The 17,275-nt window shown below is 61.6% G+C and carries 18 protein-coding genes; 4 read left to right on the top strand and 14 right to left on the bottom strand.

What is annotated here, in order from left to right:
* Window positions 1-24: 24 nt before the first annotated feature.
* Both PVT71_RS20065 and PVT71_RS20060 read left to right on the top strand, forming a co-directional pair.
* On the top strand, window positions 25-519 hold the full coding sequence (locus PVT71_RS20065) for a hypothetical protein (protein ID WP_224917317.1): 495 nt from the start codon (window positions 25-27) through the stop codon (window positions 517-519).
* Between the two features lie 122 nt (window positions 520-641).
* Complete coding sequence (locus PVT71_RS20060; protein ID WP_353474222.1) at window positions 642-1,535, top strand: LysR family transcriptional regulator; 894 nt, start codon at window positions 642-644, stop codon at window positions 1,533-1,535.
* A 92-nt stretch (window positions 1,536-1,627) separates the two neighbouring features.
* Here PVT71_RS20060 and PVT71_RS20055 read toward each other — a convergent pair whose 3' ends face one another.
* The 6 genes from PVT71_RS20055 to PVT71_RS20030 all read right to left on the bottom strand — a co-directional run bounded on the left by PVT71_RS20055 (window position 1,628) and on the right by PVT71_RS20030 (window position 7,599).
* The gene (locus PVT71_RS20055; RefSeq protein WP_353474221.1) at window positions 1,628-2,122 is read right to left on the bottom strand and encodes a DUF3237 family protein; all 495 of its coding nucleotides are present in this window, start codon (window positions 2,120-2,122) and stop codon (window positions 1,628-1,630) included.
* A complete protein-coding gene (locus PVT71_RS20050; RefSeq protein ID WP_353474220.1) occupies window positions 2,122-3,489 on the bottom strand; it encodes an MmgE/PrpD family protein in 1,368 nt (455 codons plus the stop codon). The genes PVT71_RS20055 and PVT71_RS20050 overlap by 1 nt, the downstream gene beginning before the upstream one ends.
* A complete protein-coding gene (locus PVT71_RS20045; RefSeq protein WP_353474219.1) occupies window positions 3,476-4,669 on the bottom strand; it encodes a M20 aminoacylase family protein in 1,194 nt (397 codons plus the stop codon). The genes PVT71_RS20050 and PVT71_RS20045 overlap by 14 nt, the downstream gene beginning before the upstream one ends.
* Window positions 4,666-5,214: a TRAP transporter small permease gene (locus PVT71_RS20040; RefSeq protein WP_224917391.1), complete on the bottom strand. Its 549-nt coding sequence runs from the start codon at window positions 5,212-5,214 to the stop codon at window positions 4,666-4,668. The genes PVT71_RS20045 and PVT71_RS20040 overlap by 4 nt, the downstream gene beginning before the upstream one ends.
* Before the next feature lie 88 nt (window positions 5,215-5,302).
* Window positions 5,303-6,277 (bottom strand): TRAP transporter substrate-binding protein, encoded by a 975-nt coding sequence (locus PVT71_RS20035; protein ID WP_353474218.1) that lies wholly within the window; start codon window positions 6,275-6,277, stop codon window positions 5,303-5,305.
* 38 nt (window positions 6,278-6,315) lie between these two features.
* Window positions 6,316-7,599 (bottom strand): TRAP transporter large permease, encoded by a 1,284-nt coding sequence (locus PVT71_RS20030; RefSeq protein WP_353474217.1) that lies wholly within the window; start codon window positions 7,597-7,599, stop codon window positions 6,316-6,318.
* Between the two features lie 191 nt (window positions 7,600-7,790).
* Between PVT71_RS20030 and PVT71_RS20025 the strand changes: the two genes are divergently transcribed.
* Window positions 7,791-8,723 (top strand): LysR family transcriptional regulator, encoded by a 933-nt coding sequence (locus PVT71_RS20025; RefSeq protein ID WP_353474216.1) that lies wholly within the window; start codon window positions 7,791-7,793, stop codon window positions 8,721-8,723.
* A gap of 163 nt (window positions 8,724-8,886) precedes the next feature.
* Here the strand turns inward: PVT71_RS20025 and PVT71_RS20020 are convergent, their stop codons facing one another.
* The 7 genes from PVT71_RS20020 to PVT71_RS19990 all read right to left on the bottom strand — a co-directional run bounded on the left by PVT71_RS20020 (window position 8,887) and on the right by PVT71_RS19990 (window position 15,169).
* On the bottom strand, window positions 8,887-10,086 hold the full coding sequence (locus PVT71_RS20020) for an ABC transporter substrate-binding protein (RefSeq protein ID WP_353474215.1): 1,200 nt from the start codon (window positions 10,084-10,086) through the stop codon (window positions 8,887-8,889).
* A gap of 65 nt (window positions 10,087-10,151) precedes the next feature.
* Window positions 10,152-10,856, bottom strand: coding sequence for an ABC transporter ATP-binding protein (locus tag PVT71_RS20015; RefSeq protein ID WP_224917301.1), 705 nt, complete (start codon window positions 10,854-10,856; stop codon window positions 10,152-10,154).
* Window positions 10,846-11,622 carry an ABC transporter ATP-binding protein gene (locus tag PVT71_RS20010; protein ID WP_353474214.1) on the bottom strand — a complete coding sequence of 259 codons (777 nt, stop codon included), beginning with the start codon at window positions 11,620-11,622 and terminating at the stop codon, window positions 10,846-10,848. Before PVT71_RS20010 ends, PVT71_RS20015 begins: the two co-directional genes overlap by 11 nt.
* A complete protein-coding gene (locus tag PVT71_RS20005; RefSeq protein ID WP_353474213.1) occupies window positions 11,619-12,539 on the bottom strand; it encodes a branched-chain amino acid ABC transporter permease in 921 nt (306 codons plus the stop codon). Before PVT71_RS20005 ends, PVT71_RS20010 begins: the two co-directional genes overlap by 4 nt.
* Window positions 12,536-13,399: a branched-chain amino acid ABC transporter permease gene (locus PVT71_RS20000; protein ID WP_353474211.1), complete on the bottom strand. Its 864-nt coding sequence runs from the start codon at window positions 13,397-13,399 to the stop codon at window positions 12,536-12,538. Before PVT71_RS20000 ends, PVT71_RS20005 begins: the two co-directional genes overlap by 4 nt.
* A gap of 23 nt (window positions 13,400-13,422) precedes the next feature.
* Window positions 13,423-14,073: a pyridoxamine 5'-phosphate oxidase family protein gene (locus tag PVT71_RS19995; protein WP_224917293.1), complete on the bottom strand. Its 651-nt coding sequence runs from the start codon at window positions 14,071-14,073 to the stop codon at window positions 13,423-13,425.
* A gap of 22 nt (window positions 14,074-14,095) precedes the next feature.
* A complete protein-coding gene (locus PVT71_RS19990) occupies window positions 14,096-15,169 on the bottom strand; it encodes an Ldh family oxidoreductase (protein ID WP_224917291.1) in 1,074 nt (357 codons plus the stop codon).
* A gap of 306 nt (window positions 15,170-15,475) precedes the next feature.
* Between PVT71_RS19990 and PVT71_RS19985 the strand changes: the two genes are divergently transcribed.
* A complete protein-coding gene (locus PVT71_RS19985) occupies window positions 15,476-16,177 on the top strand; it encodes an XRE family transcriptional regulator (protein ID WP_353474209.1) in 702 nt (233 codons plus the stop codon).
* A 160-nt stretch (window positions 16,178-16,337) separates the two neighbouring features.
* Here the strand turns inward: PVT71_RS19985 and PVT71_RS19980 are convergent, their stop codons facing one another.
* Window positions 16,338-17,270, bottom strand: a complete 933-nt coding sequence (locus tag PVT71_RS19980; RefSeq protein ID WP_353474208.1) for a GTP-binding protein — start codon at window positions 17,268-17,270, stop codon at window positions 16,338-16,340.
* Window positions 17,271-17,275 lie beyond the last annotated feature (5 nt).

The raw sequence follows: 17,275 nt of genomic DNA, 5'->3' as shown, positions 1-17,275 counted from the left end.
CGACGCCCAAACAGGCAGGCAACCGTGCCTGAATGGATCGCAACCCTGTTGCGGGACATCGAGCAATCCGGATTGGCCAATGCCATCCGGCTTGTCCCGCACGTCTATCCGATCCTTGAGTGCATCCACATTCTGGGGATCGCCCTTCTGGTTGGATCGGTGATCGCCGTCGACCTGCGTCTCATGGGGCTATGGGGGCGACACCTGCGCGTCACCGATCTGTCGAACGTCCTGCTCCCGCTGGCGCATCTGGGATTTGGCCTTGTGTCTGTCAGTGGGGCCCTGTTGTTTGCCGCCGTCGCCAGGTCGGTCGGCGAGAGCGCGGCAGCGCCATGGAAGTTCGGCCTGATCGGGGTCGCGGCCCTCAATATCGTCGTCTTTCACTTCGGGATCCATCGGCGTGTCGCGCATTGGGATGGAAGCGCACATCCCCCGATCAGCGCGCGTTTGGCGGGAGGAATGTCAGCGGTGTGCTGGGTCTGCGTGCTCGTCGCTGGCCGCTATCTCGCATACCTCTGAGCCAGCCTCCGGCCGACGACGATCGTAACGTGCGCCTTCATCCAGCCCCGGCCCAAATATTGATGAACAACGTATATTGTTCATAATTTTACTAAGTCAGCGCTCACAAATGGGAGGTGGTTGTGCCACAAGAGAACCTCAATGACCTCAGGGCCTTTGTCGCTGTCGCCCAAGAATGCAACTTCACCCGCGCAGCTGCCCGGCTGGGCGTGTCGCAGTCCGCGCTCAGCCATACCATCCGACAACTGGAGGCAAGGCTTGGCGTGCGGCTGCTTGCCCGCACAACACGGGCGGTGGCGCCGACAGAAGCTGGACAGCGCCTTCTGGAAGGCATCGCCGATCATTTTGAGGGAATTGACGCGCAGCTTGATGCCTTGGGTGCGCTACGGGAGACACCTGCTGGCACCGTGCGCATTGTCTCGTCCGAGCTCGGGATTTCTCAGGTTCTCTGGCCCAAGCTGCAACCGCTCCTGAAGGAAAACCCGGACATCAAGGTCGAGATCACGCTCGACAACGGTCTCAACGACATCGTCTCTGAAGGATACGACGCCGGCGTTCGACGTGGTGAACACCTAGCCCGAGACATGATCTCGGCGCGGATTGGCCACGACCTGCGTTACATCGTCGTGGCCGCACCCGAAGTCGTCGAGAGATACCCGGTCCCGCAGCACCCCCGTGATCTGGCGCAGCTTCCTTGTGTCAATTTCCGCCTGCAATCCGCCAATCGCAACTTCCCTTGGGAATTCCGGGAAGATGGGCACGACCTTCGCGTCAAGGTCGAGGGCCAGCTGGCGTTCAACAACATCTTCCTGGTGCTGGACGCTGCCCTTGCCGGTTTTGGCTATGCCTATATGTCGGTCGACTTGGCCGAGCCGCACTTGAAAGCGGGACGGCTCTTGCAGGTGCTGGATGACTACTGCCCCTTCTTCGATCCCTTCCACCTCTACTACCCCAGCCGCAGGCAGGCATCGCCTGCATTCAGGGCCGTGTTGGCGGCTCTGCGCAGGAACACCTAGCTGCGATGCGCATCACTCATCGAGGGTATCTCGCTGCCAGTTCCATGCGCATCTAGACCACGGCATCTTGGGCTTTCGATCAGGAACGCAAGTTATCCGGCGGCGCGGATCTCGAAGGCCCGAATGACCACAGCGTCCAACGTCGGCCGTTGCGATTGCAGCGTTCCGACAATGATCCGCCGCGACAGCCAGCTCCACGGCCCTTCCGGCGCCTGCACCTCGATATGCGACATTGCGTAGCGTCCCCGTTCCGGGCGCTCATCTATGATGACCCGGTTGCGAAGGGTCAGCACGGTGCCGTCGTCGATCTCAATGTCGTATAGCGCATCGAGTTCCCGAGCTCCATCTTGACGATCCAGCTGCCGATCCGATCCTCCCGCCAGAACACGGCCACGAAGGCCGGGGACCTCGACACCGCCGCGGACGCACCCCCCAAGGATGTCGATCCTGCGTCGGTTGCCATGAGGGCCGCGGCCCAATTCGATGCGCGGCCCGATCTCGATTACCGCCTCCCACAGCATCCGGTGGCCCAGTGTGAAGACCGGGGTGCGGTCAAGAACGGAGCTGTCAGGCTGAGGGGCGGCCATCACGCCTGCCCCCCTTCGGCAAGGGGTGCGAGGCAGGCAAGCACGTCTGGGGTTTCAGGCAAGGCGCCGAGTGCAGCATCAAAGCGACCTTCCCACCCCTTCAATCCGGCCCAGGCAAGACAATCGGCGATTTTCGTGTCCATCTGCGCTTGTGACAGGGGCTGTCCGATCGTGCCGACCAAGGACGTCTGTTCGTGGAACAGGACATCGCCATCGCGTAGCGTGATCTTTATGCCGTAAGGGCGGTGCATACCTTTTGGGCCTGGGTCCACGGGTTTTCGGATGATCCGCGCCAGGGCAGTCCGGTCCTCGATCGCAGAGACGGCCTCCTGCGTGAAATGGAAAAGCGACAGCCCTTCGCCGCTCAGCAGTCGCAGGACGGGATAGGACAGGCTGAACCGCGCCTCGGCCGCGGTTTCCGGAGCATCGTAGCGCAGGTTGCGGGCCAGGAGATCCGGCATCTCCACCTCCACCCTCTCTACATCCACGAGCTTGAAGTCATGCTCGGTCATCAGGAACTCCACCCCGTCAAGGGCGCGGTGCGACGCGGCACAGCAAGGGAAGCGCTTGACCATCAAGCCGTCGGTCAGCAGTGCCCAGCTTGTTCCCAGGTCGTCCAAAACCATGGCGCGCTCGGTCCCCGCAAAGAGATCGGCCATGCCCCAGGGGCCGGCCACAAACTCCGGCTTCGCCCCCAGCCCCGCCTCGGCCAAAGCGGCCGCCGTCACGGCGGCGCGGGCGGCAAGCCCCGCATGGGTCGGCTTCGCTTCGCTGCCGAACTGCAGCTTGGACCCCGAGGATTGGGAATAGGCCAGGCTCATTGCTCGAGCCATGGCATCGCCATCGGCCCCGATCAGTCGGGCGCAGGCCGCTGCCGCACCGATTGCCCCCACGGTCGACGTAGAGTGCCAACCCGCACCGTAGTGCTCGGGCTGCATCACCGCGCCGATACGGGCCTGCACCTCAAGTCCGATGCAATAGGCCTGCATCAGATCGACACCGGAAATGGCGGAGCGTCCAGCTGCCATCGCAAGCAGGGCTGGCACCAAAACCGCGCTGGCATGAGAGATCGCCGGTGCAAAGTTGTCATCGAAATCGAGCGCGTGGGCGGCAGTTGCTTCAACCAGGGCGGCCCCCGCAGGCGACAGGGTCTGTCCGGTTCCCCAAACGGCTGCCTCTCCTGCCCCATGGGTCGCACGCGCAGCCTGCAGGACGGCCTGCGTCGCACTGTCGTTTCGGCCGCCGAGCATACAGGCCAACGTATCGGCAAACGCTGCGCCAGCGCTTTCGATCAAGGCCTGAGCCGAGGCATCGGCTGTGGCAGCCCATTTTGCCAGTGTCACCGACGAGAACTCACTCAGCGTCATGATCAAGCTCCTGCTGCACGACGTTCAGCCAATAGGCCACCCCGTAGGGGATTACGGCGTCGTTGAAATCATACAGGGGCGTATGCACCAGGGCGCTGTCGGTGCCGTTGCCGACGGTCGAGAAGCAACCAGGAACCTTCTCCAGCATGAAGGCGAAATCTTCGCTGGCCCCGACCCGCTCAGCGTCTCCGTTGACCTTGTCCGGCGCCACCGTCGCCCGCGCGGCTTCGATTGCTCGAGCCGTTTCCGCAGGCCAGTTCACGACCGGCGGATAACGGCGGATGAAGTTCGGTTCGGCGGTGCAGCCATGCATCTCTGCGGCCGCATGTGCCATTTCCGCCAGCCGTCGCTCGACCAGATCGCGGGTCGCTGGCTGGAAGGTGCGGGCGGTTCCACGCAGTCGGACCTCTGCGGGAATGATATTGGGGCTGTTGGCATCACCGGCGCTGATATGCCCGACCGAGATGACGGCACTGTCAAAGCTTTCGACATTGCGCGCGACAATCGTTGAGAGGCCGGAAAGGAAGGTCGCCAGCGCCATGGTCGGGTCGGTCCCGAAGTGGGGCATAGCGCCATGCCCGCCGGTCCCGCGCAACGTCAACTCCCAGGTATCGCCGGCCGACATCATGGCGCCGGAGCGGGTGTTGAAATCGCCCAGGGGTTTCCCCGGCATGTTGTGCAGACCGTAGACCGCATCTGCGGGGTGCAGATCAAAGAGCCCCTCTTCGATCATGACCCGCGCCCCCCCCAGGCCCTCTTCCGCAGGCTGGAAGATGAACTGGACAGTGCCCGCAAAATCGGGATCCGCTGCAAGCTTTTCGGCGGCGCCAAGCATCATCGCCGTATGACCGTCATGGCCACAGGCGTGCATCTTTCCGGGAACAGTCGAGGCATGCGGCTTGCCGGTTTTCTCGTCGATGTGAAGCGCGTCCATGTCGGCGCGCAACGCAATGCGCCGGTTCCCCGGCCGGCGTCCCTTCAGGACACCCACAACACCGGTGCGCGCAAGGCCGCGATGCACCTCTATGCCACGCTCTTTAAGAAAGGCTGCGACCAGATCCGAAGTGCGGACTTCCTCGAATGCGGTTTCGGGGTGACGGTGGATATCATGCCGGATTGCGGTCAGGCGCGCGACGAATTCGTGGTCCGAAGCAATTGTAGCGGCATCGGAAATCTTCATTGGGGGGCCTTTGCATGCGTTGTAGGGTCTGCGTCTTCGGCACCGGTAACCGTGCTGAAGGTACGGGCGATGCCGTGCAGGAACGTCAGGACGATGAAGACCGGCACCGCGGCGGCGATCCAGATCATCGGCATTGACACCGTTTCCGCCATCATCGTCATGTTGCGGCTAAGGAAGCCGCGCGTGAAATTCGTCCCGGGCCCGAAAAAGCAGTACCAGAGGATTGGAACGAGAAAGAGCAGCAGGGCCAGGGCGCGAACCGTGGCGGTCGCCAGCTTCAGCCAGCGCGGTGCCCGGGCCGGGATCTTGACCAATGCGGGATCGAAACGCTCGTAATACGACGCGCTGGCCCCAAGAAGTCCGACCCAGACCATGGCATAACGTGCCAGTTCTTCGGTCCAGGCCGGGGGCGAGGCAAAGCCGTAGCGCGCGATCACCTGAAGACAGATGAGGGCGACCATGGCCACCAGGAACAGACAGCCGCACGCCAGGACCAGGCGGTTGAGCCCACGGCTGAAGGTGTTCAGGCGTCGGGAAACATTCATCAGCAAATCGGATCCTTTCGATGGGACTGCGTAGTTGAGGGATGGGCTTGGGGTCGGAGCGTGCGCCGCTGCGCACGCTCCGATGTGATCACTTCAGGAAGCTCTGCAGTTCTTCGATCACGGCCGGATCGGCGGTTTCGGCCCAGACAGCCTTGGTCGCCGTTGCGAACTTCTCGCGCTCGCCGGGTTCGAGGGTCGTAACGGTGACGCCCATATCGCCCAGTTGGTTGATCATTTCGGCACCATAGCCCGCCGACCATTCGCGGTTGGCTGCGATGCCGTCGTCGAGCGCGGCGTTGACCCATCCCTGCTCTTCTGCGGACAGGCTGTCGTACCAGTCCTGAGAGACCATGATCACGCGCGCCACGGGCATTGCGTCGAGCGGCGCGTAATTCTTGAGGATATCCGTGTGACGCGCCTTGATCGCCGAGGACGGCGGGTTGAAGTAGCCCTGCGCCACGCCGGTCTGCAACGCGTTCGGCACCTCGGCAAAGCTTACCACCGTGCCGCGCGCGCCCCAGCTTTCGAAGAACTTGATCTGCTCGCCGTTCTGGGCCCTCAGGCGGACGCCGTCCAGATCGGACATCTTGGTGACGGGGATGTCGGTCGTGAAGATCCCCACCAGACCTCCGCGCATGTTGAAGCCCGGGATCATCACGCCGTAGTTCGCGGTCTGCGCGTTGACCTCATTGAGCAGGCCGCTTTCCGCGACGATCTCGTCCATCTGCTGCTCGCTCTCGAACATGAAGGGCAGGTAGAGCGCCGGCGCGATCGGCGACATCTTGAACAAGGCGGCAGGGCTGCCAAGGTTCACTTCGACCAGCCCCGTCGAGACTTGGTCGAGGCGCTCATCTTCGTTGCCCATCGTATCGTTGGGATTGATGATGACCTCGACATCATGCGCGGCAAGACTATCGCGGAAGGCTTCGGCAAAGACGTATTCACCGTCCACCCGGGCATCCTCCGGACCTGCGAATGCGAGATTGATCGGGCCAAGCGCGAATGCCGGAGCAGCGAGTGCGGTGAGCGTGGCGGCGGATGCCAGCAGCATCTTGAATTTCATGGTTTTTTCTTTCCTGTTGGGAGCGGTGGTCTGTCGTTTCAGTTGACGAGGCCGAGGTAGCGCGGCAGGGCCAGCGTCAGATCGGGGACAAGGATGAGGGCCGCCAGCAGGACCAGTTCTGCCAGAAGGAAGGGCAGAACGGCTCGCACGAGGCGCCAGTAGTTCATCTTCAGGACCGTCGCGAGGATCAGCAGCACACCTCCAAGCGGGGGGGTAAGCAGCCCAACGGTCAGGTTGAAGCCGATGAGGATCCCCATATGGGTCGGATCAACGCCGAGGATAATCGCGGGCGGGATCAGCAGAGGGCCGAGAAGCGCCAGCGCTGCCTTCACGTCCATGAGCATGCCCGCAATCAGGAAGATGACGTTGAGCAGAAGGAGATACTCCATCTTGCCTAGGTTCATGGCTTCCACCCAAGCGACCAAGGCCTGGGGAATGCGTTCGATCGACATGAGATAACCGAAGGTCGCGATCGCAACGAGGATGATGAAAACCGCGCCCGTCAGGACGACCGTCCGCTGTAATGAGATGATCACATCGCGAAGCCCAAGCCTTCCATAGAAGCGTCCGACCAGAAGTGCTGCGACGGCGGCGACACCGGCCGCTTCGGCAGGCGTCATGAACCCCATGAGGATGCCCGACATGATGATGACGGGGAGCGAAAGCGCCGGAAGGGCCTGAAGCAGGGCGGGGAAAAATGCCGGCACCTCCGCCCCTCTGCCGCCGGGATGCCCCTCTCGGTGGGCGATGACGGCGTTGATCACCATCAGGACAGCGGCCAGCAGCAAGCCCGGCACGATGCCCCCCGCAAACAGCGCGACGACCGACGTGTTCATCAGCGCCCCGTAGAAGATCAGGATGACAGAGGGCGGGATGATCGGACCGATGATCGACGACGCGGCCGTGATCGCGGCGGCATAGTTGCGGCTGTATCCCTCTTTCTCCATCGCAGGGACCAGCGTGTTGCCAAGGGCGGCGGCATCGGCCGTCGCGGAACCGGACACGCCGGCGAAGAAGACTGATGTCAGGATGTTGACGTGCCCCAGCCCCCCCTTGAAGCGCCCCATGATCGACATGGAGAACTTGATAAGGGCCTCTGTCACGCCGCCCCGGTTCATCAATTCCCCGGTCAGAATGAAGAGTGGCATCGCCAGAAAGGCGAAGACATTCAGTTGTCCCATGACACGCTGCGGCAGTGCTGCAAGGAAGCGAGCTTGATCCTCTGTGATGAAGGCCAGGACGGCTGCCCCACCGACAAAGTAGGCGATCCCGCCTCCTGAGATGACGGTCAGAAGCAGGAATATGAAGGGCAAAGCGGGCATGAGCGTCTCCTTTGCTCTTCTGAAAGCCCTCCCGCGGGATATGTCGCAATGCAAAAATTTGCCAAGAGATATAGCTATTAGCTATGATGCTTCTTGCAAAACCTCTGGAATCTGATGATGCAGGGAAACTCTTGTGGTTCACCGCACAGAGTCATTGACTAAAATTTCACCGAAAATCTGAGGTTTCGACAATGCGGCAGAACAAGCACCCCAGTCTGAACGTCCATCGACTTCAGATTTTTCGAACGATTTTCGAGACAAGTTCGATAAATGCTGCTGCCAAGCGCCTCCGGATGGCACAGCCGACTGTCAGCCGACACCTCGCCATATTGGAGGACGAAGTTGGTTTCTCGCTGTTCTCCCGGTTGCCTGGCCGCATCGAGCCGACCTGGGAGGCCAACCGCCTCTATGCGGAGACCTCCGGCCTTTCGGAACGCCTCACCTACGTACAGCAGAGCATCGACATGATCCGTGCCGGCGAAGGCGAACCTCTCAGGATCATGGCTGCGGCCTCAACATGCTTCGAACTGATACCGCAAGCTCTGGCCCTATGGCAGAAGCAGGTTCCAAGGACCGAGGCAACTCTCGACTCGGGACGAGCCGTAGACCAGATCCGCGCCATCCGTGCTGGCGAAATCGACATCGGCATTGCCGGTAGCATTGAGCCGCTTCCTGGTCTGCGTGTCACACCAATGCACCGCAACAAGCTCGTCGCGGCCATGCCACACACGCATCTGCTCGCAGGCAAGACCGAGATCACTCTCGCAGATTTTGCCCGCCATCCCTGCGTTCTGCCCAGCCCTGCCGCCCCGATAGGTGGCATGGTCTTGGCAACGTTCGAGCAGGCGGGACTCCGACCGATGCGCTTGATGACCTCTTTCACACCGTCCTTCGCCATAGGATTGGCGCGATCTCTTGACTGCGTGGCAATCACGGATGAGATCGTGTTCAGAGCGCTCAGGAATGATGATATTGTTTCCCGGCCTATCATCGGCATCCCCGAGATCGAGTTAACCTGCATCGAGCGCGAGGGCGAGCCACAGAGAAGGACCGTTGACGCATTCAAGGTAGCTTTGCTTGCTTCCCTTCGAGAAATGTTCCCAGAGCCGAAGCACTCGGTTTGAGAGGAGAACATCTCGGAACAGATTAGGTTTGACAGGAGGGTAGCTGGTTCGAGAGGCAGCTTTCCGTCTATCCTGATCAAATGCAGAACGCCGCCAGACAAAGTCCGGCAGCGTAAAAGCTTCAACTCAGGGATCCTACAATCCGCCGAGCCCCCCCCCTGGATCACTCAAAAACAGTCGCGGGATAGAACCTTTCAAGCGCCCAGGCGCCGTCCTCGGCCCTCCAGATCGCGTAGGACCCGGCGGGGGTGCCACTGTCGTCCATCGTGAGAGGACCGGAGGCGCCTTCAAGGTCGATATCCTCGCCCGCCGCGATGGCGGCCTTGCCTTCTGCATAAGTGGTCACCTTCTTCCCGCCCTCGGTGACGCTGCGCAGCACGGCGTTAATTCCTTCGCCAGTGCAGGTTTCAGCCAGATCAAGCGACAGGGCGACCAGGTTCACCATGTCATAGGTGTTGGCAGAGAACGGCAGCGGCGCCGCGCCGGTCTTTTCCTGTGTGAGCGCGGCGAAGGCCTTGTATTCATCTAGGCTATTGTCGGCTTCGGCCAATTCCACAAAGGCCCTGCCGTTCAGGATGCGCGGATCAACCATTTCGAAGGTGTAGGGCACGGCCAAGTCAGAGGTCAGCAGCCATTCGCCCTCGAAGCCCGCCGCGGCGGCTTCTTTCAGGACGGTAACGCCGGATTCCTGTCCGCCGGCCAAGTAAATCGCGTCGGGGTTGTGGGCCAGCACCGAAATCAGCTCGGCCTGATAGGAGGGCTGGCCGGGGTTGTAGATGATATAATCGGTGATCTCGACACCGGCTTCTTCGAGACGGTCGCGCGCAACTTGCGCCGGAGAGATCGTGGATTCTTCGTTCTGAACCAGCATCGCAACGCTCTCGTAGCCGCGATCAGTCATCCACATGCCGGAGGCCGCGCCATCGCCGAGGTCGGAGGAGACCGTGCGATAGACGTAGTTGCCGCCCAGCTCGTTCAGTGTGGTCGTGCCTGCATAGGGCGTCATCAGCAACGTCTTGCGGCGCACGGCCATATCGGCCAAAGCGACCATGCTGCCTGAGGTCGGTCCCAAAATCGCCACGGCGCCTTCGCTATCGATCAGTTTGTTACCCTCGCGGATTGCCTGTTCGGCGCTACCTTGGGTATCGGCGATGACCGTCCGGAGGGGGCCGCAGGCGGTGCCTCCCGCAGCGTTGACCTCGGCCACGCCGAGCTCGACCGCATTCGCGACGATGGAGCCGAATTCGCCCAGCTCTCCGGTCAGCGGCACCAGGACGCCGACGGTAACAGGCTCTTGTGCCTGGACGACGACGGCGCTGACAGAGAGCGCCAGAGTTGCGGAAAGTGTGATGGTTTTCTTCATTGTTGTCTCCATGTTGGGGTCGGTTTTGACTATCGGCACGTGGGGTGCCTGGCTTATTTGGTTGGTCAGCTGGTTTGCAGAAGAAGCTCCTGCAAAGCACCGCGTTCGAGCAGCTGTGCGCTCGGCATGGTCGCCCGGACGCGGCCGGATTCGAGGAACCAGGATGTCTTCGACACCTGGAGAACCTTCTTCGGGTCCTGTTCCACGACCCAGATCACGGTCATTCCGTTCTCTGCCAGCTCGCGGACCCAGGCCACGATCCGGTCGACGAAAATGGGCGCCAGCCCTGCCGTGGGCTCATCGAGGATCAGCAGGCGAGGTCCAGCGATCAGGGCATTGGCAATGGCCAGAGTCTGACGCTCGCCGCCCGACAGGGTGGAGGCCGCTTGACGGGCGCGCTCCTTCAGGATCGGGAAGCGCGACAGCACATCGTTGACCCGCGCACCCGTGCCTTCATAGGCCAGGGCTGAAGCCTGTAGATTGTCGCGCACGCTGAGTTCGGCGAAAGTATTGCCTTCCTGTGCGACGTAGCCGATCCCGGCGCGGGCCAGTGTCAGGGCGCCTTGACCGTCCACGCGACGCCCATCGAGGACGATCGTTCCCCCGCTGACGGGCAAATGCCCCGCAATGGTCTTCATCAGGGTGGATTTGCCTGCGCCGTTCGGACCCAGGACACAGGTGATTTCTCCGGGTTCGGCGGAGAAGCCGACATCGTGCAGCACCATCAGTTTGCCGTAGCCCGCCACCAGATCCTTGACGTCAAGCTTCATGTTCATCTCCCAGATAGGCCTTGATGACGATGGGATCTCGCCGGATGTCCTCAGGCGTGCCGCGCGCCAGAAGGGCGCCGTTTTGCAGGACCAGCATGTCCTGCGCCAGCTCGAGGATGAACGGCAGGTTGTGCTCGACGATGACAAGGGTCATGCCCTCTGCGTGACAACCCTGAAGGATGGACAGCAGACGCTCCTGGAAGGTCGAGTCGAGTCCTGCGGTCGGTTCATCGAGAAGCAACGCTCGGGGACCGCGCGCCAGTTGCCTGGCGATTTCCAGCATGCGCAGCTCACCGCCTGACAGGTTGGTGACGTCCTGATCGCGCAGCCCCGCCAGACCCAGACGGTCCAGCCAATGCAGCGCCTGCTCGCGCTCCTCTGCATCCTGGCGCTGCCAGGTGCCCAGGATACCGGGCAGCAGCCCTTCGCGGGAATGCGCCAGCCCGACCAGCACGTTGTCCAGCACGCTGAGAGAGGTGAAAGCCCGCGGGGTCTGGAAGGTCCGCGCCAGTCCCAGCGAGGCGATGTCGCTGGGCCGCAGCCCGGCCAGGTCGGTGCCGTTGAAGCGCACACTGCCGGACGTCGGTTTGAGTACCCCGGAAATCAGGTTGAAGGTGGTGGACTTGCCGGCTCCATTCGGGCCGATCAGCCCGAGGATCTTGCCGGCGGAGACGTCGAAGGTCAGACCGTCCTTTCCGCCGACCGCGCGCAGCCCGTCGAAATCGCGCACCACGTCTTTGAGGGACAGGATGTTCTGGTCCGTCATGCGGCGGTCCTCCACTTCAGGCGGTCCCACGGACGTAGCCGCAGCACCAGGATGAAAAGAATTCCCGTAACGACTTCTTCCAGAGAGGCGGCAAGCTGCGCCCCCCGGACCGTCTCAAAGGGAACGATCCGGACGACTTCCTGAAAGAAGACCAGGGCGAAGGTGCCCACAATGGCCCCGAGGATCGTGCGTTCACCGCCCAGTGCGAGAGCGATCCAGACGAAGAAGGTTACCTCGGAAGTGAACATCGCCGGAGAGACGAGCGTGGTGATCATCGCGTAAAGCGCACCGGCAAAGCCGATCGGCAGCGCAGATAGCACAAAGACCTCAAGCCGTACGCGACGGACATCGCGGCCAACAGCTTCGGCGGCAACCTCGTCGTCACGCACCGCATCGACCAGCCGGCCGTAGGGAGAGGTCAGCAGACGCCGGCTAAGAAGCACGGTCGCAATCAGCAAGAGCGTTGCCATGAGCGCATACTGCGCGTTGTCACCCAGCCCCTGCATCAGATCGGCAGGGCGTTCCACATTGGTCAGACCGACAGACCCGTTGCCGATGCTGCGTTCGTTCAGAAGCAGCGAATGCAGGACTTCGGCGAAGGCAAAGGTGGTCAACGCGAGGTATTCGCCCCGGAGCCGCAGCGTGGGCCAGCCGGTCAGCAAGGCAAAGACAATCGCGGCGATCCCGGCGGCGATGAACCCGGCAAACGGCGAAAGTCCCAGCCCGAGGGCATACTGATCCAGCCCGCTGGGCGGGTCCTGCGTGAAGATGGCGTAGGCGTAGGCGCCGGCAGCGAAATAGGCGACCGTGCCGAAGTTGATCATGCCAGCGCGGGCATATTGCAGATTCAGCGCCACCGTCATTACGGCGAAAAGGGCACCGAATTGTACTGTGGCAGTCAGCAGTCCGGCGATCATGTGCGTTTCTCCCCAGCAAGGCCATTGGGTTTCAGAAGCAGCACCAGGATCACCACCGCGAAGGCGATGAGCGGCCGGTAACCCGCAGGGATCCAGAAGACCGAGACATCCATGGCGATGCCCACGATCAGCCCCGCCGCGATCACTGCGTAGAGCGACCCCAGACCCGCCAGGATGGCGACGGCAATGATCTGAAGGATTTGGTGGAAGGCGATGTCGGTGGACAGCGTCGCGATGACGGCCAGCATCACGCCTGCCAGACCGGCCAGGCCCGAGGACAGCAACCAGGTGGCGCGGCTTGTCCGCCGCACGTCAATCCCGCGCGATGCGGCAAGCTCGGGGTTGGCCGACATTGCCCTGATGGCCAGACCGGTGCTTGTCCTGCTCATGAAAAGCGCAAGACCGATGCTTGTCAGGGCCGCCAGACAGATTACCAGAAGCTGGTAATCCGTGATGCGAAGCCCCCAGAACCGGATGCTGCTGGCCAGCGGAATGTCCAGCGTCCGGATCCCCGTGCCGATCACGGCATGCATGAGGCCGCCCAGCACATAGGACACCCCGACCGAGGTGATCAGCAGGATCGCGGGCCCATACGAGCGGATCGGATCATAGACGATCCGGCCGATTATCAGGCCTGCAACTGCGGTCACGAGGATTCCGGCCAGGGCTGCCGGAACGATAGGCCAGCCCCCCGGTACGTTGAGCCCCCAGGTGGTAAAGGCCGACACGCCAAGAAGGTTGGCATGCGCGATATTCAGGAACCCCTCCACGCGCCGGGTCAGGGAAAATCCCAAAGTCGCAAGGAGGAGGAAGGCACCGGTGGCGACACCGGTGACCACGTACTGCAAAAACAGGGTCATGTATTTCTGATCCGTTCCGGTGCTTAGCGGCCGCGTGGCGGCAGACCGGCAGCAATTTCGGGAATGGCGACCTGCGGCCCAAGCCGCGGACAGTTCTCTGCCGGGCCAATCACCGTGGAGACAGGGAAGCGGCCTGCCCAACGATCCGACGCATAGTCTTCCTCGACATCCAGGCAGCCGGCGTCGCGTACCTTGGCCGAGACCTCGGCAATCGGGAACCGCAGCACCATCGTTGCCTTCAGCTCGTTCGGGCGGTGTTCACGGATCACATGGCCCGGAATCAGATCCTGCACCTGTGCTTCCAGATAGGCCGCTTTCTCGGTATCCGGCACGACCTCGGCCTGAGAATAAAGCACCACAGACCGGTAATCCATGCTGCACCCGAACCCCGACCTGCCGGCGACAATCGAATCCACCAGGGTTACGGAAATACAAGCGGTGCCACCCTTGGCCAGGGTGGTGATCAAGTGGTTCTTGGTGCTGCCATGGATGATAACCTCTTCTCCCCGGCGCGAGATTGCCGTGGGAATGACGCGGGGAACCCCCGCGTCATCGACAAATCCGATATGGGCGACCAAGGCCTCATCGATGATGGAATGTACTAGATCCCGATCGTAATGTGCCCGCTCGGGCCGACGCTTGACCGTCGTGCGTTCTGTCACTTCATAGGTCATGATAGCTCTCCGTCCTTCGGTCTCAGGATGCGATGTGATCGCCTTCGTAGCTCTGGCGCTCGGCGGAATAGCCGCCTTCCTTCAGGACCATCAGACTCTCGTAGAGAACCTTCGGGATCCGGACGCCTTCCGCTTGAGTGCGTTTGCGCGCCTCGTAGCGGCGCATCGACGGCAGCCGGGTGCCATCCTGCTCCAGGATCTTCCTGAACAGTTTTTCAGAATGCGCGAGTTGCGCATCGCGGTCCTTGCCTGGCACGAAATGCGCCGGATCCATGGCGATGATCAGCTCCCCGCCACAGGGGGCACCGGTGCGGGCCTTGTCTTTCTCCCCGGCCTCGAAGCTCAGAAGATCGCCCAGAAGCGGACCCGCAAGCAGCTCCACCATCATCGCGATGGAAGCGCCCTTGGCCCCGCCGAAGGGCAGCTGCGCGCCTTCAAGAGCGGCGCGCGGATCATTGGTGGGCTGGCCTTTTGCGTCGATCGCCCATCCATCGGGAAGGCTCTTTCCATCACGCAGACGGATCTGGATCTCGCCCCGCGCGCTGGCGCTGGACGCCTGATCGAAGACGACCGGCGGCAAATTGTTCGGCCGCGGCCAGCCGAATGCCATCGGGTTGGTGCCGTAAAGCGGCCTTGTCCCCCCCGCGGGCGCGACGTAGGGGGCGGCGGCCACGAAGGCCATGGCGCTCAGCCCTTCCTCTGCCAGACGCTCCACTTCGGGCCAAAGCGCGGCGACGTTATGCGCGTTGTTGATCGACAGCGCAGCGATGCCATGTTCGCGGGTCAGTTCGACCAGCGCGTCGTGGCCGGTTTCCTGCGGCAGTGGCGAGAAGCCGTATTTTCCGTCCACGCGCAGAACCGAAGGCGCCAGTCTGGATAGTTCCGGAACACAGGTACCGGATGCCTGCCCGGCGCGAAGGGTGTTGACGTAGAATGCCACCCGGAAGAGCCCGTGGTGACGGCATTCGTCCCGCTCCGCACCGGTCACATTTCGAGCAATCGCCCCTGCCTGCGCCTCTGAAAATCCCTGCGCAACCATCACTGCCTCTGCTAGGTCTTGCACCTCATGCAAACTCTTGATGACGTCTTCTGGCATGATGCCCTCCTTGTTTCTGTGAGAGTTACAGCAAGGCCAGCGTCAATCGGTCAAGCATGAACTTGCGCCAAATGAGATTTATGTCAGATCGTTCTTGCTTGTGATGCAAGTTTAGGCGAAGTCGCCTCTTGCCCCCCTTGCGTTGGCCGCGAGGCACTCCGCGCCCGTCAGGGTGCAACGCCGAGGAAATGGCATCTAAAAACTCTGCCAGCTGACGCAAGTTTCCCGAAGGGTCTTCGTTGCCAGTGGTCCATCACCGCGATAGTCTGAGCGCCGGCCTGCCCGGCCAAACATGCAAGGCCAGACGTGAAGGACACCATGGTGAAGACACGAACGACGCAGGCTGCACAGAGCGCAACCCGCCTCTCTAGGGAAACGCGGGAAGTGGAAGATGATCTTCTCAATGCTGCGGTGCTTCAGATCGGCGATCGCCTCAGGAATGCCCGTCGGGCGCAGAAAAAGACGCTGTCCGAAGTCGCGGAGAAATCCGGGATGTCCGAAAGTTCGCTCTCCCGGATCGAAAGGGGCAGTACCGCACTTAGCGTGACCACGCTCTTGCAGCTGTGCAAGATTCTCAACGTCGGCCTCGACGACCTGATGAGCGACTCCCGACCGGCCGAACCGTCGCGGGTGCAGATCACCCGCTCCGGCGACCAAGAGCACGAATTCGCCGCCACCGGCTATAACTGGCTGCTGCTGGGGGGAAAGGAACCCCTGAATGACTTCAAGGTGTTCCACCTGATCTTCCCGGAAGACGAGGTGATGCGAACGCTCGTCTCCCACGAAGGTCAGGAATATTGCTATGTTCTTGATGGGGTAATCGATTTCTACATCGGCCAAGATGTTCACCGCTTGCATAAGGGCGATAGCATCATGCTGGACTCCTCGCTCCCCCACCGTGCGGAGCGCAAGGGCGAACTGGCGGCTCACATGCTCATGGTGATCTGTGCTGCCGGACAGGACCACGAACCCTCCGACTGGTGGAGCCTGCCCCCTGTCGGACAGTGATCGTCTTCAGAACGGGGACTCAAGCGAGGAGCAGATATTGACTTGGCTGGATCTCAGCAGTTGCTACCACGCCGACGGGCTTTGACGCGAAGAAGGACGTGACGCGTGAAGAAGTACGAACTCAATCAGCCTGCTGCATCTGGAATTGCCTGAAAAACCCTTAGCCTGCAACGCAGGCGTCCATAAGCGCGTCAAGATTGATCCGGGAAAGTTCGCCTTTCTCTGCTATGAACACCATACGCACGGCATCTTTAGTCAAAGGTGGCGTCGATTTGCGCCGGGGCGCCAATGTTGCGCGCCCACCGGAAAGCTGGAACACCATGCTGCTTTCACCAACCTGATCGAAAGCGACCATGCCCTTGGCTCGCAGGAGAATCGGCGCGAGTCTTTCGATCGTCTGGCGGAAGCGCGGCATGGACAAAGGCTGATCGGACGTCCAGATTCGCGTCTCGAAGCGATCTCCGGTCGCCGATTGTTTCGGTACGCGCGGCTCCGTCTTGGGTTGTTCTAGGTCAATGGGCAGAAGTAACTCGGACTGAATCCGGCCATGTGGTGCCGCGATGACGGACTTCACAGGGGAGATTGCCTTTACCCCCTCCGTGATTTTCTCCAATTGCCCCGCGCCCGCAAGGTCCAGCTTCGTGACGGCAACCAGGTCGGCGGCCTGCAACTGGCTCTGTTTCAAGGGATCGCTGAGGTCTTCGAGTGGCAGCGATCCATCGACAAGACACAGGACCTGCTCCAATGGGGCTTCCTGCCAGATGAAAGGATCCATCAGACTTCGCACGATATCACCCGGGTTGGCGACACCGCTTGTTTCGATGACAATCATCTCCGGCTTGGGATCGCGTTTCAGGATGTTGGAAACCGTCCGGATCAGCTCTCCTTCAAGCGAGCAGCAAATGCAGCCATTCGAGAGGCTGATCACGTCATCCGTGACTGCGGCAATCAACTCTGCATCGATGTTGATCTGCCCGAAATCGTTGACGACGGCGGCGATCCGGCGGCCATGAGAATGCGTAAGCATGTGGTTGATCGCCGTGGTCTTTCCAGAGCCCAGAAAGCCGGTCACGAGGTGGATAGGAACTGCCATGTCGA

It is taken from the genome of Salipiger sp. H15, from assembly GCF_040409955.1.
Lineage (GTDB): Bacteria > Pseudomonadota > Alphaproteobacteria > Rhodobacterales > Rhodobacteraceae > Salipiger.
Note: the sequence above shows the minus strand (reverse complement) of the source record. Positions and strands in the feature narration are given on the sequence as shown.

Bases quoted from the DNA above. Each gene is read 5' to 3' on its own strand.
- PVT71_RS19990 (WP_224917291.1), bottom strand. From the start codon at position 15,169: ATGCCAGAAGACGTCATCAAGAGTTTGCATGAGGTGCAAGACCTAGCA.
- PVT71_RS20030 (WP_353474217.1), bottom strand. From the start codon at position 7,599: ATGCCCGCTTTGCCCTTCATATTCCTGCTTCTGACCGTCATCTCAGGA.
- PVT71_RS20005 (WP_353474213.1), bottom strand. From the start codon at position 12,539: ATGATCGCCGGACTGCTGACTGCCACAGTACAATTCGGTGCCCTTTTC.
- PVT71_RS20015 (WP_224917301.1), bottom strand. From the start codon at position 10,856: ATGAAGCTTGACGTCAAGGATCTGGTGGCGGGCTACGGCAAACTGATG.
- PVT71_RS20040 (WP_224917391.1), bottom strand. From the start codon at position 5,214: ATGAATGTTTCCCGACGCCTGAACACCTTCAGCCGTGGGCTCAACCGC.
- PVT71_RS20000 (WP_353474211.1), bottom strand. From the start codon at position 13,399: ATGACCCTGTTTTTGCAGTACGTGGTCACCGGTGTCGCCACCGGTGCC.
- PVT71_RS20020 (WP_353474215.1), bottom strand. From the start codon at position 10,086: ATGAAGAAAACCATCACACTTTCCGCAACTCTGGCGCTCTCTGTCAGC.
- PVT71_RS20010 (WP_353474214.1), bottom strand. From the start codon at position 11,622: ATGACGGACCAGAACATCCTGTCCCTCAAAGACGTGGTGCGCGATTTC.
- PVT71_RS20025 (WP_353474216.1), top strand. From the start codon at position 7,791: ATGCGGCAGAACAAGCACCCCAGTCTGAACGTCCATCGACTTCAGATT.
- PVT71_RS19980 (WP_353474208.1), bottom strand. From the start codon at position 17,270: ATGGCAGTTCCTATCCACCTCGTGACCGGCTTTCTGGGCTCTGGAAAG.
- PVT71_RS20045 (WP_353474219.1), bottom strand. From the start codon at position 4,669: ATGAAGATTTCCGATGCCGCTACAATTGCTTCGGACCACGAATTCGTC.
- PVT71_RS20035 (WP_353474218.1), bottom strand. From the start codon at position 6,277: ATGAAATTCAAGATGCTGCTGGCATCCGCCGCCACGCTCACCGCACTC.
- PVT71_RS20055 (WP_353474221.1), bottom strand. From the start codon at position 2,122: ATGGCCGCCCCTCAGCCTGACAGCTCCGTTCTTGACCGCACCCCGGTC.
- PVT71_RS20050 (WP_353474220.1), bottom strand. From the start codon at position 3,489: ATGACGCTGAGTGAGTTCTCGTCGGTGACACTGGCAAAATGGGCTGCC.
- PVT71_RS19995 (WP_224917293.1), bottom strand. From the start codon at position 14,073: ATGACCTATGAAGTGACAGAACGCACGACGGTCAAGCGTCGGCCCGAG.